This window comes from Streptomyces sp. NBC_01498, assembly GCF_036327775.1.
Lineage (GTDB): Bacteria > Actinomycetota > Actinomycetes > Streptomycetales > Streptomycetaceae > Streptomyces.
This window is the reverse complement of sequence record NZ_CP109598.1, coordinates 4,156,299-4,179,893: the sequence shown is the minus strand read 5'-3', so window position 1 is coordinate 4,179,893 and position 23,595 is coordinate 4,156,299. Positions and strand designations below refer to the sequence as shown.

At 73.1% G+C, this 23,595-nt stretch carries 18 protein-coding genes and 1 pseudogene; 8 read left to right on the top strand and 11 right to left on the bottom strand.

The genetic code is table 11. From position 1 onward, the window contains the following. Positions 1-127 precede the first annotated feature (127 nt). Complete coding sequence (locus OG875_RS17870) at positions 128-943, top strand: hypothetical protein (RefSeq protein ID WP_330175220.1); 816 nt, start codon at positions 128-130, stop codon at positions 941-943. A 22-nt stretch (positions 944-965) separates the two neighbouring features. Here the strand turns inward: OG875_RS17870 and OG875_RS17865 are convergent, their stop codons facing one another. Then, positions 966-3,365, bottom strand: a complete 2,400-nt coding sequence (locus tag OG875_RS17865) for an outer membrane protein assembly factor BamB family protein (protein WP_330175219.1) — start codon at positions 3,363-3,365, stop codon at positions 966-968. Positions 3,366-3,720: 355 nt separating this feature from the next. Beyond that, complete coding sequence (locus OG875_RS17860) at positions 3,721-4,518, bottom strand: VOC family protein (RefSeq protein WP_330175218.1); 798 nt, start codon at positions 4,516-4,518, stop codon at positions 3,721-3,723. A gap of 293 nt (positions 4,519-4,811) precedes the next feature. On the opposite strand from OG875_RS17860, the gene OG875_RS17855 reads away from it, so the two are divergent. From OG875_RS17855 to OG875_RS17845, 3 genes are all read left to right on the top strand, one after another. Beyond that, positions 4,812-5,459, top strand: coding sequence for a TetR family transcriptional regulator (locus OG875_RS17855; RefSeq protein WP_330175217.1), 648 nt, complete (start codon positions 4,812-4,814; stop codon positions 5,457-5,459). A gap of 211 nt (positions 5,460-5,670) precedes the next feature. Beyond that, positions 5,671-6,426 (top strand): pyridoxine/pyridoxamine 5'-phosphate oxidase, encoded by a 756-nt coding sequence (locus OG875_RS17850; protein WP_330175216.1) that lies wholly within the window; start codon positions 5,671-5,673, stop codon positions 6,424-6,426. A 215-nt stretch (positions 6,427-6,641) separates the two neighbouring features. Continuing rightward, the gene (locus OG875_RS17845; protein WP_330175215.1) at positions 6,642-7,823 is read left to right on the top strand and encodes a flavin-containing monooxygenase; all 1,182 of its coding nucleotides are present in this window, start codon (positions 6,642-6,644) and stop codon (positions 7,821-7,823) included. Positions 7,824-7,878: 55 nt separating this feature from the next. On the opposite strand, the gene OG875_RS17840 is transcribed toward OG875_RS17845, so the two are convergent. The 3 genes from OG875_RS17840 to OG875_RS17830 all read right to left on the bottom strand — a co-directional run bounded on the left by OG875_RS17840 (position 7,879) and on the right by OG875_RS17830 (position 11,106). Then, positions 7,879-9,207 (bottom strand): MFS transporter, encoded by a 1,329-nt coding sequence (locus OG875_RS17840; protein WP_330175214.1) that lies wholly within the window; start codon positions 9,205-9,207, stop codon positions 7,879-7,881. A 295-nt stretch (positions 9,208-9,502) separates the two neighbouring features. After that, the gene (locus tag OG875_RS17835; protein WP_330175213.1) at positions 9,503-9,826 is read right to left on the bottom strand and encodes a hypothetical protein; all 324 of its coding nucleotides are present in this window, start codon (positions 9,824-9,826) and stop codon (positions 9,503-9,505) included. An 11-nt stretch (positions 9,827-9,837) separates the two neighbouring features. Then, positions 9,838-11,106: an MFS transporter gene (locus OG875_RS17830; RefSeq protein ID WP_330175212.1), complete on the bottom strand. Its 1,269-nt coding sequence runs from the start codon at positions 11,104-11,106 to the stop codon at positions 9,838-9,840. A 309-nt stretch (positions 11,107-11,415) separates the two neighbouring features. Here OG875_RS17830 and OG875_RS17825 point away from each other — a divergent pair, with 309 nt between their 5' ends. Then, positions 11,416-12,606, top strand: a complete 1,191-nt coding sequence (locus OG875_RS17825) for a GlxA family transcriptional regulator (RefSeq protein WP_330175211.1) — start codon at positions 11,416-11,418, stop codon at positions 12,604-12,606. A 262-nt stretch (positions 12,607-12,868) separates the two neighbouring features. On the opposite strand, the pseudogene OG875_RS17820 reads toward OG875_RS17825, so the two are convergent. The 3 genes and pseudogenes from OG875_RS17820 to OG875_RS17810 form a co-directional block, all read right to left on the bottom strand. Then, positions 12,869-13,300, bottom strand: a pseudogene (locus OG875_RS17820) (ATP-binding protein); the annotation flags it as partial. Positions 13,301-13,730: 430 nt separating this feature from the next. After that, positions 13,731-14,243: an EF-hand domain-containing protein gene (locus OG875_RS17815; RefSeq protein WP_330175210.1), complete on the bottom strand. Its 513-nt coding sequence runs from the start codon at positions 14,241-14,243 to the stop codon at positions 13,731-13,733. A 227-nt stretch (positions 14,244-14,470) separates the two neighbouring features. Further along, on the bottom strand, positions 14,471-14,845 hold the full coding sequence (locus OG875_RS17810) for an STAS domain-containing protein (protein WP_330175209.1): 375 nt from the start codon (positions 14,843-14,845) through the stop codon (positions 14,471-14,473). 444 nt (positions 14,846-15,289) lie between these two features. Between OG875_RS17810 and OG875_RS17805 the strand changes: the two genes are divergently transcribed. Together OG875_RS17805 and OG875_RS17800 are read left to right on the top strand one after the other, a co-directional pair. After that, positions 15,290-15,871, top strand: a complete 582-nt coding sequence (locus OG875_RS17805; RefSeq protein ID WP_330175208.1) for a sigma-70 family RNA polymerase sigma factor — start codon at positions 15,290-15,292, stop codon at positions 15,869-15,871. 962 nt (positions 15,872-16,833) lie between these two features. Next, positions 16,834-18,012, top strand: coding sequence for a maleylpyruvate isomerase N-terminal domain-containing protein (locus OG875_RS17800; RefSeq protein ID WP_330175207.1), 1,179 nt, complete (start codon positions 16,834-16,836; stop codon positions 18,010-18,012). 73 nt (positions 18,013-18,085) lie between these two features. On the opposite strand, the gene purU is transcribed toward OG875_RS17800, so the two are convergent. Both purU and OG875_RS17790 read right to left on the bottom strand, forming a co-directional pair. Further along, on the bottom strand, positions 18,086-18,982 hold the full coding sequence (purU, locus tag OG875_RS17795) for a formyltetrahydrofolate deformylase (protein ID WP_330175206.1): 897 nt from the start codon (positions 18,980-18,982) through the stop codon (positions 18,086-18,088). Between the two features lie 237 nt (positions 18,983-19,219). Further along, on the bottom strand, positions 19,220-19,666 hold the full coding sequence (locus tag OG875_RS17790; RefSeq protein WP_443079266.1) for an SCO4402 family protein: 447 nt from the start codon (positions 19,664-19,666) through the stop codon (positions 19,220-19,222). Positions 19,667-19,840: 174 nt separating this feature from the next. Here OG875_RS17790 and OG875_RS17785 point away from each other — a divergent pair, with 174 nt between their 5' ends. After that, complete coding sequence (locus tag OG875_RS17785) at positions 19,841-21,151, top strand: ABC transporter substrate-binding protein (protein ID WP_330175204.1); 1,311 nt, start codon at positions 19,841-19,843, stop codon at positions 21,149-21,151. Positions 21,152-21,944: 793 nt separating this feature from the next. Here the strand turns inward: OG875_RS17785 and OG875_RS17780 are convergent. After that, a complete protein-coding gene (locus tag OG875_RS17780) occupies positions 21,945-23,555 on the bottom strand; it encodes a hypothetical protein (protein WP_330175203.1) in 1,611 nt (536 codons plus the stop codon). Positions 23,556-23,595 lie beyond the last annotated feature (40 nt).

Sequence of the window (23,595 nt, the reverse complement as noted above, 5' to 3'; positions counted from 1 at the left end):
CATGCCACTCTAGCAGCGGCCGGGGCGGCCCTCGGTGCACGGGACCAAATCTGGCGGCCCCCGGTTCCCGGGCGTAGCGTCGGGATTTGGACGTGGTGCTCCGCACACTGATCCAAGGAGGCCGTCGATGGTCCGCAACATCATCGGGTCGGTCCTCGCGGTCATCGGGGCCGCCGCCGCGGTGGCGAGCCCGTTCCAGGCGTGGTACGACGGCCGGCACGGCCGGGACTACCGCGTCGAGGACCTGTTCAACGGCATCACCGGCACCAGTTCCGGCCTGTGGGTCTCCCTTCTGCTGCCGTTCGCCTTCGCCGCCCTGGTCACCCTGCTCGGCCTGGTGCTGCGCTCGCGACCGCTGGTGGCGCTGGCCGGGCTGATCGTGCTCGGATTCACCGTCCTGTGGACGGTGCGGCAGGGGCAGCACGCCGGCGGACTGACGCTGAACGGTGACGGCACCGGCGTCGGCCTCGGGGTGGCCCTCGCCTTCGGCGGCGGGGCGCTGCTGCTGCTCGCGGCGGGGGTGATGAGCGGCCGGGCGCGCCGCAGAGGCGGCCACCGGTATGTCGGGGGCGGGCGGAACCGCGAACGGGAGCAGGAGCGGTACGGCCGTGCGGAGCCGTACGGCACGAGCGAGCCGGTCGCCGGTCCGGAGCAGTACGACGACCAGGACTACCGGGGCTATCAGGGCGGCGAGCGGTACGGGGGCACGAGCGAGCGGTACGAGGATGCGAACGACCGGTACGACGACCGGGATCAGCCGTACGAGGGCCGTGACGACCGGTACGAACCGCCCGGTTCGTACGGCTCCCCCCACGACCAGTCGGCGCCCGGCAGCACCGAGCAGCGCGTCTGGGAGTCCGACGCCCGGTCCTGGGACACCACGGAGCAGCCCCGGACACCACCCGGGCCGGACGACACCGGCCGCCGCCGGGACGAGAGTTGAGCCTCAAGTCGGCCGGAGCCGGTCAGCGGGCGCCCCGGCCCGTGGCCGTGCCCTTGATCGCGTCCAGCGCGTAGACGCAGCGGTCCTTGCTGCACGCGTACACCACTCCCCCGCGCGCCACCGGGGAGCCCGTGATCTCGCCGCCCGTCGCCAGCTTCCAGCGGAGCTGTCCGCCGCCGGCGTCCAGCGTGTAGAGGACATGGTCGGCCGAGCCGAAGTGCAGCCTGCCGTCCGCCACGACGGGCGCGCCGACGACCTCGCCGCCCGCGGCGAAGCGCCACTTGGGCGTACCTGCCACCGCGTCCAGCGTGTAGAGCGCCTTTCCGCTGCCCACGTGCACGTTCCCGGCGGTGACCAGGACCGGTTCCAGGGACTTGCGGGCCTCGGTGGCGATGCGCCAGCGGTCCTTGCCGGTGGTGGCGTCCAGCGCGTACACCGTGCCGAGGTAGTCGGCGAGATACACACCGCCGCCGGTCACGGCCGGGCCGGGCGCGAAGGCGGGCGGTGAGAGGAAGACGGCGGGCGACTCGAAGTGCCAGCGCACCCGGCCGCTCGCGGTGTCGATGGAGAGCACACGGGTGCCCGCCGCCACATAGACGGACCCGTCGGACGCGGGTGTCAGGCGCACCGGTACGCCCCCGCAGGACGCGCCGTCGCCGATGGGGTACGACCAGCGTTCGTTGCCGGTACGCGCGTCGAGCGCCCGGAGGCGGGCGTTCTGCCAGACGTACACCGTGCCGTCGGCGATGGTGGGTCCGGCCTCGGGGGTCTCGAAGTCGGTCTGGGCGCCGGTGATCTGCCACAGCTTCTCGCCGGTGGACGCCTCCCACGCCTGGACGCCGCCGCCGCGGGTGGCGGTGACGACGGTGCCCCGGTCGGTCTTGAGCGAGTACACCCAGGCGTCGGTCGGGAACCGCCAGCGCTCGGTGCCGTCCTTGCCGTCGAGCGCGTACAGCGTCGGGCCGTCGGAGGCGTGGATACGGCCTCCGGCGACGGCCATCGCCCAGGCCACGTCGCGGGTCTTGAACTGGCGGCGGCCACTGCCCACGTCCAGCGCGTGCACCTCGAACGAGGTGACGTACAGCAGGTCCCCGTCGACCACGGGTGTGCCCCAGACGTCGTTCGACATCCGGAAGCGCCAGGGCCGCCAGCGGCCCGGTGCGGCGCCGTCGGGGGCCGGGCCCGGGGGGACGGCGGGGGCCGGGACCATACCGGCCGGCGGCTCGGCGGCGGTCAGCCCGGCGGGCGGGCGGATCCAGCCGGTGGTCGGACCGGCGTCCACGGAGAGGGCGGTGCGGGTGTCGGCGACACGGGGGCCGGGGCCGATCGGGACGGGGGCGCCGGGGAGCCGGACCGGGGCGCCCCGGCCCTCGCCCATCGGGCCGGGCACGGCCGGTGCGGCGTCGCCGGCCGCGCGGCGCCACGCGGCGTCACGGTCGGGTGCGTGCGGGGGCGGCGGCGGGTGGTGGGAGGGCGGCGGGGGCAGCGGGGGACGCGCCGCCGCCGCGGCGGCGGCAGCGTTGACCCGGCCGCCGCCCCGGCGCTCCTCGATCATCTCGGTGGCGGACGCGGGCAGCCACGCCGACGCCGTACCGCTGTCGTCGCTGCCCGAGGCGAACAGATGCGGGGCGAGCTGCGACTGGAGGTCGGCGGGAGTGGGCCGCTTGGTGGCGTCCATCTGCATGCAGGAGTCGATCAGGGGGCGCAGGTCGTCGGGCAGCCCCTCCAGATCGGGGCCCTCGCGCAGCAGCATGAAGACGGTCTCGACGGGGTTGGCCCCGTGGAAGGGCGCGTGGCCGGTGGCGGCGAAGACCAGCGTGGAGCCGAGCGAGAAGACGTCGCTGGCGCCCGTGACGCTGCGGGAGTCGCGCGCCTGCTCGGGCGACATGTACGCGGGGGTGCCGACGGCCACGTTGGTCATGGTCAGCCGGGTGTTGGAGACCCCGGAGGCGATACCGAAGTCGATGACGCGCGGCCCGTCCTCCACGACCAGCACGTTCGACGGCTTCAGGTCGCGGTGGACCAGGCCCTCGCCGTGGATGGACTGGAGGGCCTCGGCGATGCCGGCGGCGAGCCAGCGCACGCCCTGTACGGGCAGCGGGCCGCAGCGGTTGACCATCTCCTCCAGGGAGGGCGCCGGAACGTAGGCGGTGGCCAGCCAGGGCACGGCGGCCCGTGGGTCGGCGTCCACCACGGCGGCCGTGTAGAAGCCGCTGACCGCGCGGGCCGCCTCCACCTCGCGGGTGAAACGGACACGGAACAGCTGGTCCTCGGCGAGCTCGGTGCGGACCGTCTTGATCGCCACACGCCGGCCCGAGGCCGAGCGTGCGAGATAGACGAGCCCCATGCCGCCCGCGCCGAGGCGCCCGAGCACCTCGAAGGGCCCGATACGTCTCGGATCGTGCTGCGTCAGCTGCTCCACTTGCCTGCCCACCTCCCCGTACGGGCCACCAAGGTACGGCCCCCTGCCCCCTGATTCTTCCTGTCTGGCCCGTTGGTTGCGAACCCGGGGGCGGATCGGGGTGTCTCCCCTTGTTTCGGACAGGAAATGAACGAACGTCCTTGTACTGCGCTGTACGGCGTTCGGAGTGAGTATCCCGTCCGTATGAGTCCATGACGCGCGGGGACCGGCGCGGGTTGCCAGGACCCCGCGGCGGAGGGCCCGCCCCGGGGCGTCGGGAGCCGGTGCGGGCGGGTGCCGTCCGGGCCGGCCGGCCGCCGTACGACGACCGGCGCGGGCCCCCGGCGCGGCTGCGTACGGCGCCCGAATCGGCTGCTCAGGCGGCCTCCGGTTCCGCCAGGACCGCGAAGGCCGCGCCCTGGTTGTCCACGAGACCGGCGACCCGCCCGTACGGGGTGTCGGCGGCGGATTCCCGGACCCGGCCGCCCAGCCGTACCGTCTCGGCGACGGTCTCGTCGCAGTCCGCGACGGAGAAGTAAACGAGGAAATGCCCCGGCATCTCCTTGGGAAATGCGTCGGTGATGACACTTCGCCCGCCGACGGCGCTGTCACCGCCCGGTTCGGAACCGGCCGGGGACCAGGCGCGGAAGTCGGCCGGTTCGTCCGGGAGGTCCTTGCCGACGAAGCCGAATACCGACTCGTAGAAGAGGTCGACGCTCTCCTTGTCCCTCGTATAGACCTCCGCCCAGCAGAAAGATCCGGGCTCGCCCTGCTTTTCGAAGCCGGAGTGCGAGCCGGGCTGCCAGAGGCCGAAGACGGCGCCGCCGGGATCGACGCCCTGCGCCATCGTGCCGTACGGACCGACGATTGTCGGATCCATCACCATTCCGCCCCCGGCCTCCTTGATTCGCTCGACCAGCGCGACGGCGTCCGATGTCGCGAAATAAACGCCCCAGGCGGTCGGCATACGGCCGTCCCGCTTCGCGGCGAGGGAGGCGACGCGCTTTCCGTCACTGAATGCGTTCACGTAACTCCCGTATGCCGGGACGGAGTCCGCGTCACCTTCCGGGTCGAATGTCCAGCCGAACAGGTCGCCGTAGAAACGCTTGCCCGCCCGGACGTCGGGAAGCGACACATCCACCCAGCACGGCACGCCTTCCGCGAATGCGACCATGAGTCCGGCTCCTTCCTCCACGTGCGTACCGCCCCAGCGGCGCGTCTTCCGGCCACGCTAATGGCGCATTTCGTCGGGCGCAGGGCGGGGCAAATCGAACAATTAGCTAATTGTCCCCCGGTGAGCGTCCGTGTGCGATGAGTTATCCACCGAAGTTGTCCACAGGCTGTTAATAACACCGCAGCGGGCCGACAGCCCCGGCCGGACCGCTTCCGACCCCTGCGAACAGCGGGCGGTTCCCCATTTGCACTCGGCCGAATCGCGCTCCGATCACCCCTCGGTAAGCTGACGGCATGACAGGACAAGTACGTACCGTCGACGGCCGCGTGGCCGGTCGGCGCGGCCAGGCGACGCGGCAGAAGCTGCTCGACTGCCTCAGCGAGATGCTCAGCACCTCGCCGTATCGGGACGTCAAAGTCATCGACGTGGCCCGGAAGGCAGGCACTTCACCCGCGACCTTCTATCAGTACTTCCCGGACGTCGAGGGCGCTGTCCTTGAGATCGCCGAGGAAATGGCCAAGGAGGGCAGCGGATTGACCGATCTGGTCTCCGGGCGCTCCTGGGCGGGTAAAGCGGGACGCCAGACCGCGGATGAACTCGTGGAGGGATTCCTCGACTTCTGGCGCAAGAACGACGCGATCCTCAGGGTCGTCGATCTCGGCGCGGCCGAGGGCGACAAGCGGTTCTACAAGATCCGCATGAAGATCCTGAGTTCGGTCACCAACTCCCTTACGGATTCGGTGAAGGAGCTCCAGTCCAAAGGCCGGGTCGACAAGGACGTCAACGCCGCCGCCATGGCGGGGTCACTGGTGGTCATGCTCGCCGCGGTGGCGGGGCACCAGAAGGGCTTCCAGACCTGGGGCGTGAAGCAGGCCGAACTGCGCCCGAATCTGGCCCTGTTGGTCCATCTGGGCATCACGGGCAGGAAGCCGGCGAAGTAGCCGCGCACCGGCCCGGTACGGCCGCGCCCACCTTCCCCGCCCCTCCACTCCCTGCCCGCCCACGTCCCGCGTCCCGCTTCTCTCCCCACACCCTCCCTCCCCCCTCTTCGTTCCGCGTTTCCTCCGTCCTGTCACGCCGGCGGCCGATCAGCGAGCTGATCCGCCGCCGGCGCTCCCGTACCCGGCCCCTCGCGCACGGTTGAATGGGGCCATGAGCGACGACGAGCGGCGGGCGTTCCACGAGGCCCTGCGGGGCGCGCGGGTCTGGGACCGCGGTCTGGCCGGTTTCGACACCGACGACGTCCCCGATCAGCCGCTGACGCTGTTCCGGCGGTGGTTCGTGGCGGCGGTGGCGGCCGGGCAGGAGGAACCGCACGCCATGACGCTCGCGACCGCCGACCGCGCCGGGCACCCCGACGTACGGACGCTGCTCCTGCACGACGCCGACGCACGCGGCTGGCACTTCGCCTCGCACGCCACCAGCGCGAAGGGCCGCCAGCTGGCGGAGCGTCCGTGGGCGGCGCTCGGTTTCTACTGGCCCGCGCAGGGGCGACAGGTGCGGGTACGGGGCCGGGTGCTGGCCGCCGGGCCCGAGGAGAGCCGCGCCGATCTGGGCGTACGGTCCACCGGGGCGCTGGCCGCGGCCCTCACCGGGCGGCAGAGTGAAGTGCTGGGCTCCGCCGGTGAGTTGGAGCGGGCGTCGCGGGCCGCGTGGGAGCGGGCCCGGACCGAGCCGGACGCACCGGCACCGACCTGGACGCGGTACGTGCTCGACGCCGACGAGGTCGAGTTCTTCCAGGGCGACGCCGAGCGCCGCCACGTACGGCTGCGCTACCGCCGTACGGAGGGCGAACGGGCCTCCGGCCGGGGGCCGATTCCCGCCACCGACCCTGTCCCTGCCCCTGCGCCCGCGCCCGCTCCCGCCGGGACCGGCGGCGGCTGGTCGCGCGAACTGCTCTGGCCCTGACCCCGGTCGGCCGGTCCCGCCACACCCTCCCCGGCAACCGGACCGGGTGGCCGCATCGGCGGAACGGACGCCACCGCTCGGGCCGTCGGATTCACGCCGCTTTCACGGTGGTTTCAGCCGCTGCCCGCAGGAATTGCGCGGACGTGACCGATTCGCAATCGATTCCCATCTTGACCGAGACCCAACAAGTGCCCACTCGATTACGCTCAGCTCTCATGGCCAGCGACATCGACCTCACCAACGACCGTCCCGTGTACGTCATCGGGGGCGGGCCTGGCGGTCTCGCCGCCGCCGCCGCCCTGCGCGCGCGGGGCGTACGAGCCGTCGTACTGGAGAAGTCCGAGGCCGTCGGCGCCTCCTGGCGCGGCCACTACGACCGGCTCCATCTGCACACCACCCGCAAGCTCTCCGCGCTGCCGGGCCTGCCGATGCCCCGGTCCTTCGGCCGCTGGGTCTCGCGCGACCACATGGTGCGCTACCTGGAGAAGTACGCGGAGTTCCACGGCCTGGAGATCGTCACCGGCGTCGAGATCACGAGCGTCGAACGGTCGGCGGACGGCGAGAACTGGCTGCTGCACGGCACCGGCGGCCGGGAGCTGACCGGACCCGCCGTCGTGGTCGCCACCGGCTTCAACCACACGCCCCGGCTGCCGTCCTGGCCGGGCGTGGAGTCGTACGGCGGTGAACTGCTGCACGCGAGCGCGTACCGCAATCCCCGCCCGTACGAGGGCAAGGACGTGCTCGTCGTGGGCGTCGGCAACACGGGCGCCGAGATCGCCGTCGACCTGGTGGAGGGCGGCGCGGCGCGGGTGCGGCTGGCGGTCCGTACCGTCCCGCACATCGTGCGCCGCTCCACCGCGGGCTGGCCCGCCCAGCGCACCGGCATCCTCGTGCGCCGGCTGCCGGTGCGGCTGGTCGACCGGGCCGGCCGGATCATGGCCCGGATCTCGGTGCCCGATCTGACGGACCGGGGGCTGCCGCGCCCCGACACCGGGCTGTACTCGCGGGTGCGCGAGGGGGCCGTCCCGGTGCAGGACATGGGGCTGATCGCGGCGGTACGCAAGGGCAAGGTCGAACCGGTCGCGGCGGTCGGGTCGTTCGACGACAACAAGGTGGTGCTGGCGGACGGTTCGCGGATCACCCCCGAGGTGGTGATCGCCGCGACCGGCTACCACCGCGCCCTGGAGGGCCTGGTGGGGCACCTCGGGGTGCTGGACGAGCGGGGGCACCCGGTGGTGCGCGGCGGGCGGACGTCCGCGAAGGCGCCGGGGCTGTACTTCACGGGCTTCACCAACCCGATCAGCGGGATGCTGCGGGAACTGTCACGGGACTCGGAGCGGATAGCACGGGCGGTGGCCTCGCGGGCCGCCAAGTCCCGCGCGGCCAAGCAGCGTTGATCCGGGCGGCAAAGCAGCGTTGAGCCGCGCGGTCAAGCCGCTTCGATCCGGGCGGTCAAGCCGCTTCGATCAGGCTGTCGGACGCCTCCTTCGTACGGTTGCGGATCAGCAGAGCCATCAGCGCCGCCGCCGCGCACAGCGCCCCGGAGGCGTACCAGACCAGGTCGTACGAGCCGGTGACGTCCCGCAGGACACCGCCCGCGAACGCCACGATCCCGGCGCCGATCTGGTGCGAGGCGAGCACCCAGCCGAAGACGATGGCGCTGTCGGCGCCGTAGTACTCGCGGCACAGCGCGATCGTCGGCGGGACGGTCGCCACCCAGTCCAGACCGTAGAAAACGATGAAGAACAGCATCGGCGGCCGGACGTCCGGGCCGAGCAGCATCGGCAGGAAGAGCAGCGAGACGCCGCGCAGCGCGTAGTAGACGGCGAGCAGCCGGCGCGCGTCGAAGCGGTCGGTGAACCAGCCCGACGCGACGGTGCCGACGATGTCGAAGACGCCGATCACGGCGAGGAGTGAGGCGGCGGCCGTGATGGCCATGCCGTGGTCGTGCGCGGCGGGGACGAAGTGGGTCTTGACCAGGCCGTTCGTGGACGCGCCGCAGATCGCGAACGTCCCCGCGAGCAGCCAGAAGGGCCCGGTGCGGGCGGCCTGGAACAGGACGGTGACGGCCCGCCGCGCCGCGCCGGTCACGGGGGGCGGCTTGGGCGTGAACTCGTCGGTGCCGTACGGCGCGAGCCCCACGTCCGCCGGGTGGTCGCGCAGCAGGAGCCAGACGAACGGGACGACGACGAGCGCGGACATGGCGACGGTGACGGAGGCGGGGCGCCAGCCGTGGTTCGTCACGAGCCAGGAGAGCAGCGGCAGGAAGACGAGCTGACCGGAGGCGCCGGCGGCGGTGAGGATGCCGGTGACGAGTCCGCGCCGGGCGACGAACCAGCGGTTGGTGACGGTGGCGGCGAAGGCCAGTGCCATGGAGCCGCTGCCGAGGCCGACGAGGACGCCCCAGTAGAGGACCATCTGCCAGGCGGCGGTCATGACGACGGTGAGGGCCGAGCCGGTGGCGATGACGGTCAGCGCGACGGCGACGACCCGGCGGATGCCGAACCGGTCCATGAGCGCGGCGGCGAACGGCGCGGTCAGCCCGTACAGCGCGAGATTGACGGAGACGGCGAACCCGATCTCGCCGCGCGACCAGTCGAATTCCTCGTGCAGGGGGTCGATGAGCAGTCCGGGCAGGGAGGCGAAGGCGGCGGCCCCGATGATCGTCACGAAGGCGACGGCGGCGACGAACCAGGCCCGGTGTATTCGGGGCCGGGGTCGCCGGCGCGGGGAGAGGTCCTGTGCGGGAGTGTCGGCTGTCTGTGTCACGTCAAGAAGCATCCGGGCCGGGGCACGATCGTACGAGTGGCCCGGGGGCCAGCACTCACTAGGATCGGGCCACGCGATGCCGGGCCGGTGCGGGCGGGGGCGGTGGGGCCGGGGCCCGTGAGGGCCGAGGCCACGAGGACGGATGTCCGGTCAGGCCCGAGGCCACGAGGACCGGGAGCACGAGACCGGGAGCACGAGACCGGGAGCACGAGAACCGGCAGGCCGCCGGGCCGACGCCCTGCCGGGCCCGGCCCGGACCGGGCGGGGCGGGGCGGGGACCCTCCCGTAGCTCTCGTCGCCCCGGCTCTCACGGCCGCGACCTGCGCGGCGTGCCCCACCCCTCGGCCCGCGCCGCCTTCCACAGCCCCGCCCACGCCCCGGAGGGACACGCCCCGCCCCCGCCGTCGCGCCGACGCCGACGGAGGCGCCGACCTTCGACCCCGATGACGGCCGACGCCGGGGCGGGGACCCTCCCGTAGCCCTCCCGCAGCGGCAGACCCCTCCGCTGCTCGGGCCTGCCGACGCTGGGGTCGTGGCCGTCGAGGTCGTGAGAGGCCGGGGAGGCGTCCCACCCCGTCTCGGCCGTCGAGGTCTCGGCCATCGAGGTCGGGGGCGGGGTCGTGAGAGCCATGGCGGTGAGAGCTACGGGAGTGGTCCCCTCCCCGTCTCGGCCGACGCCGGGCGCGTGGGCGCGGACGCGCGGGTCGGCGGTGGCGCGGGGCGAGCGTGGGGCGCGGCGCGCAGGTCGCGGATCGGGCGGGCCACGAGCAGCGTCGCGCAGACCAGGACGTTCACCACCGCCCCGCCCATCAGCACCTCGCGCGTCCCGACCGCCTCCGCCACCGGCCCGGCCAGCGCGCGGCCGACCGCGAGCATGATCAGGGAGCCGGCCACATCGTACGCGTGGAGCCGGTTCAGCGCCTCCGGCGGGATCTTCGTCTGGACCGTCGTGGACCACATCACCAGCCAGAAGGCCAGGCCGGTGCCGCTCACGAAGAACCCCGCCGCGAGCAGCGGCGCCGGGACGTCGTACGCCAGTACCGGCAGGTTCACGATCACACCGGTGAGCGCGAGGGTCCCCGCGAACAGCGGTCTGGCCGGGCGCAGTCGCAGGGCCAGCAGCCCGCCCGCGACATTGCCCGCGCCGTGGACGGTCATCATCAGACCGAAGACCGTCGAGCCGTACCGGTCGGTGACCACGACCGCCGCCAGCGGCACCATCGGCCCGAGCACCGTGACGCCGTACACCGTCCAGACCGCTATCACGCCCCACAGCCACGAGCGGGCGCGGAACTCCCGCCAGCCGCCGACCAGTTCGCCGAGCATCGAGTGGCCGTGTGCCGGGCCCGTGGCGGCCGTCCTGATCAGGAACAGACAGAGCGCGCTGACGCCGAACGTCGCCGCGTTGACGCCGAAGATGGTGCCCGGCCCGCCGAACCCGGCCAGCGCGCCGGCCGCCGCCGGACCCGCCATCGTGGCCAGGGACTCCGAGACCCGCAACACCGCGTTGCCGCGCTGCACATCGGGCGAGAGCACGGGGAGCATGCTGGCCACGCCGGGCTGGAAGAGCGCGGCGCCGAGGCCGTTGAGGGCGCTCAGCGCGTAGACGAGCCACAGCGCGGGCGCTCCCCCGGCGAAAACGGCCGCGAGCGCCACCGTGCCGAACAGCCGTGCCACATCGGCGAGGACCATCATCCGGCGCGGGGTGAACCGGTCGGCGAGCACCCCGCCGAAGAGGACGAATCCGGCGAAGCAGAACATCCACGCGCCGAGCGCGAAGCTGACGGACGACGCGCCGTACCCCGCGTCGAGCAGCCCGGCGGCGAGCGCGACGGGCACCATGCCGTCGCCGAAGCGCGCGACGGTCCTGGCGAGGAAGAAGTGCCGGAAGTCCCGGTTCCAGAGCGGCATCGCGGGAGGTCGCGCGGAAGGCTTGGCGAGTGGCGGCCCAGAACGTGGACCAGGGCGTGAATCGGAGCGGGGACCGGTGCGTGAATCGGAGCGTGGATCCGGACCTGGATCCGGACCTGGATCCGGACCTGGATCCGGACCCTGCGGAGGGCCCGTCGCAGGGCCCGTCGCAGGGCCCGTCACGGGACCTCTCGCCGGACCTGTCGCGGTTCTCTCGGCCGGGTCGGGAATGCCGGGGCCCCTCGGACGCTTGGAAGTCACAGGATCGAGGGATATCAGGGGCTGGTCTGGACCACCAGGAGTTTTCGTATGACGGACAGGACGGAGTCGGCGGTCGGTGCGGACGGCCGCGCCGACCCGCCGCGCCACCGCGTCGTGGTCCTCGCGCTCGACGGGATCCTCCCCTTCGAACTGGGCATCCCCCAGCGGATCTTCGGCCGCGCCAAGAGCCCCGCGGGCGTTCCGCTGTACGAGGTGATCACCTGCTCCGTCCGCCCGCCGGGCCCGGTGCGTACGGACGCGGACTTCGACATCCTCGTGGCGAACGGCCCGGAGGCCGTGGCACTCGCGGACACGCTGCTGGTGCCCGCCTCGTACGAACTGGGCCCGGTCCACGAGGAGGGCAGGCTCACCGACGAACTCGCCGCCGCCCTCGCGCATCTGCGCCCCGGCACCCGTCTCGTCTCGATCTGCACCGGCGGCTACGTGCTGGCCGCCGCCGGGTTCCTCGACGGCCGCCCCGCCTCCACGCACTGGTCGTCGGCGGAGCACTTCCAGCGGACGTTCCCCCGGATCAGGGTCGACGCGGACGTGCTCTTCATCGACGACGGCGACGTCCTGACCTCGGCCGGGGTCGCCGCCGGGATCGACCTCTGTCTGCACATCGTGCGCCGGGACCACGGCGCGGCCGTCGCCAACAACGTCGCACGGCTCACGGTCGTCCCGCCGCACCGGGACGGCGGCCAGGCCCAGTACATCCAACGCCCCGTCCCGGACGCGCAGTTGGCGACCACCACAGCGGCCAGGGCCTGGGCGCTCGCCCGGCTCCACGAACCGATCCAGCTGAGGGACATGGCGGAGCAGGAGTCGATGTCCGTACGGACGTTCACGCGCCGGTTCCGGGAGGAGGCCGGGATCAGCCCCGGCCAGTGGCTGGTGCGGCAGCGGGTCGAGCGGGCGCGGCATCTGCTGGAGGCGACGGATCTGTCCGTCGACCAGATCGCACGGGACGCGGGATTCGGTACGGCGCAGTCCATGCGCCAGCATCTGCAAGCGGCGCTCGGGGTCTCGCCGACCGTCTACCGGCGGACGTTCCGGGCGGTACCCGGCCAGGGAACACCCGTACGCACAGGCGCACTCGGAGACGGGAACGGGGACCAAGGCGCAGCCGGGGTCGGAGCCGCAGTCGGAGCCGGGGTCGGAGCCGGAGCCGGGGTCGGAGCCGGAGCCGGGGTCGGGGCCGCGGTCACCTCGACCGTGACGGCTCTCCGGACTGCGTGACGGCCTTCGACGACCCGTCGGCCCTGGCATCGGCGGCGGTCCGGGCCCGGGTGCCGACCTCGTTCCGCGCCCCGGCCTCGTTCCTGGCACCGGCCTCGGTCCCGGCCGTACCCGGCGGAAGGTCCCGCTCGCAGCCGGCGGACCACCCGCCCCCCGACAGCCCGCCCACACCGGCCCCTGCACCCGTCCCTACGCCCAACCCCGACAGGTCGACCGTGTACCGCCCGATCCCCGCGTACCGCACGGGAGACGGCGACGGTGTCGGCGGCGTGTATTCCGCCCCCTCGGCCGGCTCGCTCCGGTCCACCTCGCACCAGATCCGCTTGCCGGAACCCTCCGGCTGCCAGCCCCACCGGTCGGCGAGCCCGTCGACCAGTTCCAGGCCCCGTCCGTTGGTGTCGTCGCCGTGCGCGTGGCGCGGGCTGGGGGGCCGCGCGCTGGTGTCGGCGACCTCGACCCGTACGGTCCCGGCCTCGGCGGCCCCCGACCCGAACAGCATCCGCAGCACGGCCGGACAGCCGGTGTGCACAACGGCGTTGGTGACGAGCTCGGAGATCAGCAGGATGAGCGTCTGCGCCACCGGCTCGTCGTCGTCCATGCCGGAACCGATGAGCCGCGACCTCGCCCATCGACGGGCCCGGCCGACCTCCGCCGGATCGGCCCCGACTTCCAGCTGCATCTGAAGTACCTGCACCGCTCACACCATCCGAACCGGCGGGCACATCGCCTCGCGCCTCGACAAGGTCCACGACAAGGTCACAGAACGTGATTCCCTTGTGGGACAGCATGGTTGACGTACAGTCACCGCAACAAGCGCTTCGGGCATATTCCAACACGAAGGAGTACCCGTGCGGCATGCTGTGCGACGCGCTCTGCGGGGAGTCGAACAAGGACGCGTCCGGCGTCTTCGAACGGTGCAATCAGCAGGCACTCCCCGGTCCGGCGTCGCCGTACAGGCCACACCGGATCCGCAACGCCTCACTACCACTCGCACCCGAGCGAGCGTACCGGAGCCCGTTGCCGACTCCGGCCCGTGACGGGTCGTCCGAAGGACACAACCCGGTATCGACATGCGCGCGGGCGCGAATGTCACACACGGTGACGCTCTCCGGTGCGCCCGCGGTTTACGGCTCGGGCGTCACGTAGTAGGCGGCGAACGCCTTCAGGATCTCCTCCTCGCCGATCCGGCCGTCGCCGTCGGCGTCCAGCCCCTGGGCGGCGCCCGACGCCAGCGTGGCGTCCGTGCCCAGCACGAGCAGCACCCGCTCGGCCGCCGCGGGGGTCACCCCGGCGCCGTCCTCGTCCGCGATGGCGATCACGGCGTGCAGGAAGGGCCGGGCGATCTCGGCGAACCGCTGGGGGCTGTCACGCAGCCGCTTCGCCGCGCCGGTGATGAATTCCTGGCGGGTGACCCGCTGGTCGCCGTCGACGTCGGCGATGCCCGCCATGCCCTGCCAGAATGCCTCGGCCCCGCTGTAGAGGGCCTGGCCCTTGTCGGATCGTGCGGTGACACCGAATTCGGCGAGCAGTGCCGCTGCCGCCCCGCTGAAGTCCTCGCGGTCGATGTAGCCGTTGCCGTCCTGGTCGAAGGCGGCGAAACGTGAGGCGATCTTGCCCTCGTACTCTGCGCTGTCCATGAAGGGGAGCGTACGACGCCGGGGGCCCACTGTGTGAGGGCTTGAACTCTGCCGGGCGGACAGCCGGTCGCGCCAATCGGACAGCCTGCCGTGCGGAGAAGGGCTGTGCGCATGGGGAGAGGGCCGTGTCAGGGCGGGTGCGCGGGTGGGAGCACCGGGAGGGCGCACCGGAGCAGAGGCCGGGCTCACACCGGCAAGGGCCGGCCTGCGCGGACGGAAGGGCTGGCCTACGCGGAGAGGGGCTGGGCCTCGTCGTCCACGGCGTCGGACACGTCGGAGTAGACCTCGAAGAGGCGGCGTACGCCGAGGGCCGCGAGGACGCGGTTGACGTGCGAGCCCTCCTCCGCGCCGTGCGCGGGCAGGATGAGATGCAGGCGTCCCTGGCAGGAGCGCATCAACTTGCGGGAGGCGATCAGCACGCCGACCCCGCTGGAGTCGCAGAAGAACACGTCGGACAGGTCCAGCACCAGCTCGCGGCGCCCCTCGGCGACCGCGTCGTGGACATGCTGACGGACCTCGGGCGAGGTCACGAGGTCCAGTTCTCCGGCGATGCGCAGCACGGTCCACAGACCGTGCTCCTCCTTCTCCACCTTGAGCGTCACGCCTGGACCTTCCCTCGAAACCGATCCGGGCCACCTTACGGAGTCCTGGATTCCGGAACTTCACCGGAGATCGTCCTGCTTCCTCGCGGCTGCCCGTCTCTCCCTCCATGAAACACAACGGCCACGCGGGGCGGCCGGGCGTCGGCGAAATTCCATACCATCGCGGACGGCCTCAGGGGGCGCACTTGACGCAAAGGGGCGCACGTCGATGACACTGGCCAGTACATTCGATGCGGCGGAGACCGGACGAGGGGGTCGGGTCGCGATGCCAAACCGGAAGGCCGGATCGTGATGCCGGACCGGAAGGCCGGATCGTGATGCCGGACCGTCGTGGTGCGGGAACGTGATCGCGGATCGTCGCGGTGCGGGATCGTGAGGCGGTGCCGGACCGTCGTGGTGCCGGGTCGGAGCAGTCGCAGGCTGAGTCACAGGGCTGGGGGTCTCATGGCGAAGGACACACCGCTCCGCTGGGACCGCAGGACTCAGCAGCGGCTCGCACGGGGTGAGGCCGCCGCGCTCGGCGAGCTGTACGACCGCTTCGCGTCGCTCGTGCACGGCCTGGCGTACCGGGTGCTCGACGACGGCGAGGCCGCCGACGGGGTCACCGGAGAGGTCTTCGGGTACGTCTGGGAGCACCCGGACGTCTTCGACCCGAAGGAGGGCTCGATGCGGTCCTGGATCGCCAAGCTCGCCCGCCACCGGGCCGTGGACCGGCTGCGGCAGCGGGAGACGGCCGCCCACCTGGCGGGCGGCGGGGGCAGCCCGGAGGAGCTGGAGCGGAAGATCCGCGCCGCGTGCGCCGCCGCCCGCGCCGACTACATCGTCACCTCCATGCCCGCGCCGCTGCGTGCCGCGCTGGACCAGGCGTACTTCCAGCGCCGTGACTACCGGCAGACCGCCGCCGATCTCGGGGTCACCGACGACGAGGCACGGCGCCGGCTGCGGCTGGGCCTGCAACTGCTGTCGTCGGCCAACCCGCTGCCCGTGGACGACCCGGCGCCGCCCGCACCCGGAGGATCGCTGTGAGCGGGCGGCTCGGCGGCGGCCGGAACGGTGGCCGGGGCGATCCGGACGGGCCGGAGGAGGTGCGCGGCGTACCGCGCATACCGGGCCCGCGTGCCGCCGCCGACGACCTGGAACCCCCCGCTGCGGACGTACTGCGCCGCGCTGTCGAGGACGCGGCACGTGCGGCCCGTACGACCCGTGCGGCGGACGAGTCGGGTGGCGCGGACGGGAACGACGAGTACGGCGAGGCGGGTGGGGGTGGCGGGGCAGGCGAGGGCGCCGACGCCCGAAGGACCGACGGAACGGATGAGGCCGACGGAACAGGCGGCACGGGCGGTACGGGCGGTACCGCTGGCGCGGATGGCACGGGCCGGACAGGCGGTGCGGACGACACGGGCAGTACGGGCGATACCGCTGGCGCGGACGGCACGGGCCGTTCAGCTGCCACGGACGGTGCGGCTGGCCCGGACAGCACGGGCCGTGAAGCCAGCACGGATGGCACGGACCGGGCGGTTGGTGCGGGCGGTACGGGCGATACCGCTGGCGCGGACGGCACGGGCCGGACAGGCGGTGCGGACGACACGGGCAGTACGGGCCGTAAAGCCAGCACGGATGGCACGGACCGGGCGGTTGGTGCGGGCGGTACGGGCGGTGTGGGCGGGACGGCCCGTACAGCCAACCCGGACGGCACGGACCGAACAGACACTGCGGGCCGGACAGACGCTGCGGGCCGGACAGACGGTGCGGCCCGTACAGGCGCCGCACGCCGAACAGGTGGTGCCGCGGCCGAGGGTGCGGCGCCGGTCGGCGGTACGGGCGCGGCCCCCGGCCCGCCCCGGGAACCGGCCCACCCGCCGGATCGCCCCGGGCCGGACGTTGCCCACGATCCCCCCGAGCCCGAGCCCGACGTTCTCCCCCGGCCGCCCGATTCCCACGATCCGCTCGATCCCGCTGACGCGTCCGCCCCGGCCGGGAAGTACCCCATGACGCCCGGCGGGTATCGGCCGCCGTACGGCACTCCGCCGCCGCCCCGGCACCCGGTGGAGCCCGCCGAGCCCGCTCCACCGCCCCCGCACTCCGTCCTGAAGTCCCTTCTCGGCGCCTGGGCGCTGGCCGCGTGCTCCCCCGAGGAGACGACGCACGTCGAGGAGCACCTCACCGAGTGCGCCCCCTGCGCGGACGAGGCTCTCCGGCTGCGGGACGCCGTCGGCCTGTTGCAGACCTCCCGCAATCTCGACCTCCCGCCGCCGCTGCGTGCCCGGGTGCTGGAGGGCTGTCTCGAACGCCGGGCCGCCCGTATCCCGGTCCCGGTGTGGGCCACCCCGTACGACGCCGAGACCGCCCGGCTCGACGCGCTGCTGCGCGACATCGGTGACGCCGAATGGCACGCGCCGCTCCAGCTCAAGTGGTTCGAGCGCGAGGAGCCCACCGCGCGCCGGGCGACGGTCGCCGGGGTCATCGGGCATCTGATGTCCGTCGACGGGCTGGTGGCCGCAGCGCTGGGACTTGACGATCCGCTCGGCGCGCGGGCGCCGCAGTCGCCGACCGACCGGACCGAGGCGTTCTGGCGTACCGCGCATCCGCCGCCCACCCGCACGATCCACGAGCCGTGGCGCGAGCAGACGCACGCACTGATCAGGACGGTGTCCTTCGCGGGGCGCGGGGCCGCCGAACTCTCCGTCTCGTACGGCGAGTTCGCACTGCCGTTGCGCGACGCGCTGATCGACCGGGCCTTCGAGTGCTGGATCCACGGCGCGGACATCGCGGAGGCGGTGGACTACCCGTACCCCACGCCGAGCGGCCCGCATCTGAACGGGATGATCGGCCTCGCCGCGCAGCTCATCCCGTCCGCCCTCGCGGGCCGCCGCCGGGCGGGGCTGGCCGGGCCCGCCCGGCATCTCGTGGTGCCCGGTTCGCCGGGGCGTTCGCTGCATCTGGAGATCGAGGGGCCGGGCGGCGGCAACTGGTTCATCCCGCTGGACTCACCGGCCGCGGTCGGTTCGCCGGACTGCGCGGTGGCCCAAGTGGCTCTGGAGGATGTCGAGTTCTGTCTGCTGGTGGCGGGGCACATCTCGCCGGAGGATGCCGCCGCCGGTCAGGGCGGCGACCGTGAGGCGGTCCGGGAGGTCCTGTTCACGGCGGCGTCGCTGAGCCGGCTCTGAACGCCCGTCCCGTTCGACGGTCTCCCCCGACCCCCAACCCCCGACCCCCAAAACAGCGTTGGGCCCTCGCCCCTCAGCCGAAGACCACCGTGCGGTGACCGTTCAGCAGGATCCGGTGCTCGGCGTGCCACCGCACCGCGCGCGCCAGCGCCTGGCACTCCACGTCCCGCCCGATCGCGACCAGTTGCGCCGGGCTGACCTCGTGGCCGACCCGCTCGACCTCCTGCTCGATGATCGGGCCCTCGTCCAGTTCGGCCGTCACGTAGTGGGCGGTCGCGCCGATCAGTTTCACGCCCCGGGCGTGCGCCTGGTGGTAGGGCTTCGCGCCCTTGAAGCTCGGCAGGAAGGAATGGTGGATGTTGATGATCCGCCCGTTCAGCTGCTTGCACAGATCGTCGGAGATGACCTGCATGTAGCGGGCGAGCACGACGAGTTCGACGTCCTGGGCGCGTACCAGCTCCAGCAGTTCCGCCTCCGCCGCCACCCTGGTGTCCCGGGTGACGGGGATGTGGTGGAAGGGGATGTCGTACGAGGCGACCAGCTCGGCGAAGTCGGTGTGGTTGGAGACGACGGCGGCGATGTCCACCGGGAGCGCGCCGGTACGGGACCGGAAGAGCAGGTCGTTCAGGCAGTGGCCGAACCGGCTGACCATCAGGACGACCCGCATCCGCTCCCCGGCCTGGTGGAGCTGCCAGTCCATCCGGAAGGAGTCCCCGACGGCGGCGAAACTCGCGCGCAGTTTCTCCGCGGTCGCGGGCTCCTCGGCCGAGAAGTGGACCCGCATGAAGAAGAGGCCGGTGTCGCGGTCGCCGAACTGCTGGCTGTCCTCGATGTTGCACCCGGTCATGAAGAGGAAACTGGACACGGCGTGCACGATGCCCTTTTTGTCCGGACAGGACAGCGTCAGGACGTACTGGTCGGACAGGGCGGGCCGGTCGGCCGGGGCGGCGGGCTGCTGCGGGGCGCTCATGACGCCAGAGGATTTCACACGGGGCCCGTCCGGGACGGACGTGACCGCCAGGCGGACCGGTCGGGACGGACAGGATCGGACGGACCAGCTCGGACCGTCCGGACCGGCCCGGACGGACGGGATCAGACGGACCGGGCGGACCGGACAGACCAGGCGGACCGCCCCGGACAGATGGACGGGATCCGACCGGTCCGATCCGACCAGTCCAACCCGGCAGACCGGATCCGACAGACCGGATCAGGCGGAACGCGTCATGATCCGCAGTACGTCCAGCGAGCGCGGCAGCGCGTCCGGGTCCTCGCCGTCGTTGACGGCCAGCCGTACATGCGCCTCGCGTGCCGCCCGTACCGCCTCCGGCCAGCCGTGATGCTCCAGATACACCGCGATCGGCGCGTCCGGCCCCACCTGGTGCATGATCCGCAGCACCCGCAGCACGGCGACGTCGACCAGCGCGGCCTCACCCGAGTCACGGAAGATCGTCCCGACGTACTTCTCGGCCGACCAGTTGTCCAGCCAGGTGTCCTCGACCAGGCGGTACACGGCGTCGGTGACGTCGCCGTACCCCTCTCTCCCGGCCAGCCAGTACTCCTGGTGGAAGACGGGGTCGGACAGCATGTGCAGCGCCGAGCGCACGTTGCTGCGCCAGCGCCACCAGGGAATGTCATTGAGCGGCATGCCGCCCATGGTGGGGGAGCGACGGCCGCGACGGGAAGAGTTCTCCGAACCTTGCTGCACAGCAGTCGATCGTACGGTCCGATCGCGGGCGGCCGGAGGGGCCCCCGTAATTCACCTTCCGGTCATGTCCGGTTGAACAACCTCCACCTGGCAGTTACCTGCCGACCGGAAGTGTGTGGGCACATGACTGGTAGGCGGCAGCGCTCCTCCACTCCTCGTCCCCTCCGTCGGAGTTCGGCCTTCCGCGCCCTGTGCGCGGTGGCGGCCGGTACGTGGGTGGTCACCGGCTGCGGCGGTCTCCCTGGGGACTCGGGGGGCTCCAGGGAGCCCGTGACCGTCATGACCTGGGCGCCCCAGGGCACCTCCGCGACGAACATGGCGGGCATGCCCGCGATGGCGAAGGCGTACGCGCGGTGGGTCAACGCGTCCGGCGGCATCGACGGTCACGAGTTGCGCGTGCTGACCTGCAACGAGCGCAACACGTCCGCGGGCGCGGCCGACTGCGCTCGGCTGGCCGCCGACCGGGACGTCACAGCCGTCGTGGGCTCGTACAGCCAGCACGGCAACGCCTTCATCGCGCCGCTGGAGGCGGCCGGCATCCCGTATCTCGGCGGCTACGGCATAGCCGAGCGCGAGTTCTCCAGCTACGTCTCCTACCCGGTCAACGGCGGCCAGGCGTCACTGCTGGCCGGGAACGGCATGCAGCTGGGCGGGGAGTGCGGCCGGGTCTCCATCGTGCGGCCCGACACCATCACCGGCGACGCGATGCCGGAGCTGCTCAACTCCGGCCTCGGCAAGGGCAAGGACAAGAGCGACAACGGCAGGGCGACGGACATACGCGCCGCCGAGGACGCCACCGACTACACCGAACCGGCCCGCAAGGCCCGCGACCACGCGTCCGACGCGGGCGACGGCTGCGTGACGGCGGTGCTCGGCGACCGTACGGAGACGTTCTTCGACTCCTACCGCCGGCTGCCCGACGACGGCAGCGGCGACCACGTCCGCATCTCCTCGGTGCTCGGCAGCATCGGCCAGCCCCTGGTGGACCGGACGGGCGGGGCGAAGGGGCCCTTCGAGGGCGCGTACGTCACGGGCTGGTACCCGCAGGCGCAGGACCCGGCGTGGGGGCCGATGCGGGAGGTGATCCGGAAGCACGCGTTCGGCGACACCGCCATCGATCCGGCGGACCCCGGCGTGCAGACGACGTGGATCGCGTACACGGCCCTCAGATCCCTCATCGAGTCGATCGCCAAGGACACGGTCACCTCGGGCGCGCTGTCGCACGCGCTGGACAAGGGCGCGAAGGTCGAGACCGGCGGCCTGACACCCACACTGCGCTGGCGGTACGAGGACATGCTCGGCTCCCCCGGCTACCCGCGCATCGTCAACAGCGAGGTCACCTTCCAGGTGGTCCGCGACGGCCTGCTGGTGGCCCTGAAGGACGGTTTCGTGGACGTCCGGGGCACGCTGAGCGACGCGGGGCGCGGCGCGTAGGGGGTACGGACGCCGAGCCGGCGACACGGGGGCGGAGGGGGGCGTCGCACACGCCCGGAGCCGGGGCTGGCCCTGCCCCGTCGCGACAGCCTCCGGCTCGGTGGGCAACTGTCGCACGAGCAGCCACGGGGCTCCTCGGGAGAGCGCGCCAAAAGGGCATCGCGCATGCCCCGGCAAAGGCCCGTCCGGCGCTCACATCCCGAGGGACTACGGCCCGTGGCCGGTCAGCTCGAGCCGCACGAAGAAACGGGCATCAGCGCGCGTGCCCGGTGTGGGACGGGCGCCGCGCCCGAATCGACCGCGCCAACGGCACCCACGGGGCCGACGGGGGCGACGGGGGCGGTGGCACCGGCAGCACCGTCGGCCCCGGTCCTGCCCCGTCGCGGACGGGGCGCGGGACTCCTGGGGAAGATCAGGTCGACCGGGCGTCACGCGGCTCTGACCCAGGGCCGGCCCAGCGCTCACGTGGCGCCCTACGGGCAACCCCTGCATGGCGCCCGCCCCGACCGGCTGTCCGGCACCTACCGTGGTCCTGATGGAGTGTCTGGCCCCGCCCGCGCCCCGTCGCGACAGCCCTCGGCCCGGCGGGCGGCCATCGCCACGCAGGGCCCCGGGGGAAAGCACGCGCCCCGCCCAGCGCCTCCCGCCCCGGCACCGCACCCGCGCCCCGCGCCGGCTGTCTCCACGGCCGGGCCACGCCGGGCCGTCCGGCGCACCGGGCCGGAGCCGTGCCGCGCCGGAGGGCGGGCGGGCGACCGCCTCCGATCCGGTGGCCGCCCCCGGCCGCCCCCGCTCACAGCTCCGTCGGAGCGCGTTCCGTCAGGCCGTACTTGGTGGCGATGCCGTTCCAGAGGCCCGAGGCCTTCTGCTTGGCCGCCGTCGCCTCGCCGCTCGCGCGGTTGCCCTCGGCGGCGGACTGCGTCGTACGGGCCTTGCCGCCCCGGCAGCCCTTCTTCGACTTCGCCTCAGCCGCCCACGTCGCGTAGTGGTCGTCCGCCGACGCGGACGCCTGCCAGGCCGTGGTCAGCGAGGACGACAGCTGACCGTGGCGGGGCAGCTGGTCGATGGTCAGCCCTTCGAGCCGGGTGACCAGGTCGCGCCGTTGCTGGGCCGCGCCCTGGAGATCGCTGACGGCCTTGTCGAGGTTCTGGCAGGTCTTGATCGACTCGACCGCGCTGATCACCGCCGCACGGCTGTCGTTGCTCTCGGCGAGCAGCTTGTCGAGCTCCTCGGCCTGCGGCTTCGCCGGGTCGTCCGCCGCCCCGTCGTCGCCGGGGGCGGACGGGGACGCGTCCGACGACACGGTCTGGTTGGTGTTCTCCTTCTCGGAGTCGTCGCCGCTCATCAGCCAGCCCGCCCCGAGGCCGAGGACCGCGCAGCCGACCACGACCGCCGCGATCAGCGGAAGCGGTGAGGACTTGCGGCGCCCGGCGGCCCGCCCGCCGCCCGGCCCCGACGGCTCCTGCGCCCCGCGCGCACGCGTGTACGGGGGCTGTCCGCCGCCCTGGGCGCTGCCGCGGCCCCGGCCCCGGACCGGACCGCCGGGGGCCGCGCCCGGGTCGATCTGCGGCAACTGCTGCGTCTCGCCGGGCAGTTGGGCCCCGCCCTGGCCTTCCGTACGGAAGAGGTTGTCGAACTCGGCGGGCGGCTGACGTTCTCCCGACGCGTTGGCCGCGCCGGGGCCGCCGGGCATGCCGCCGTACGCCCCGCCGGGAGGCGGGATGTCGTGCGGGCCCGCCGCCGGGACGGGCGCGATGAACTGGGTGGCGTCCGCGTCGGAGGTGCCCTGCTGATACGGGGGCTGGTGTGCGGTGCCGGGGTACATGGGCGGTTCGGCGGACTGCTCGGGCGGCAGGCCGCCGGCGTGGTGGCCCTGCTGGTACTGCGGCACCGGCGGTATGTACTGCGTGGCGTCGGCGGCCCCGGCGGCGGGCACCGGCGGCAGGAACTGCGTCGCGTCCGCGCTGCCGCCCGACGGCGGTGCCTCGGCCGGCAACGGCTGCGCGCCCGCGCCGTACGAACCGCCCTGGTGCGCCCCGTAGGACTGCTGCGGAGGCGCCTGCTGGTACGGCTGCTGCTGAGGGTCCTGGTACGGGTGCGGCTGCTGGGCCTGCTGCGGGTAGCCGTAACCCCCGCCGACACTCCCGCTCCCGCCGCCGTACTGCCCCTGCCCCTGCCCCTGCTGATACTGCGGTGGCTGAGCCTCGGGCCCCGGCTCGGGCGCCCCCGGGCCCCAGGGCTGCCCCCACGGCTGCCCGCCCGCCGGGCCGGACTGTTCGCCCGGGACCGGTGCCTGGGCACCGGGCATCACGGGGGGACCGCCGTCGGCGGGCAGCACGATGCCTTCGTGCGCGGGCCGAGCGGCAGGCGACTGCGGCTCGTCCCTATGTCCGCTTTGCGTCACCGGGACTCCTAGCGTGGACCTACGGAACCGTCAGTTCACG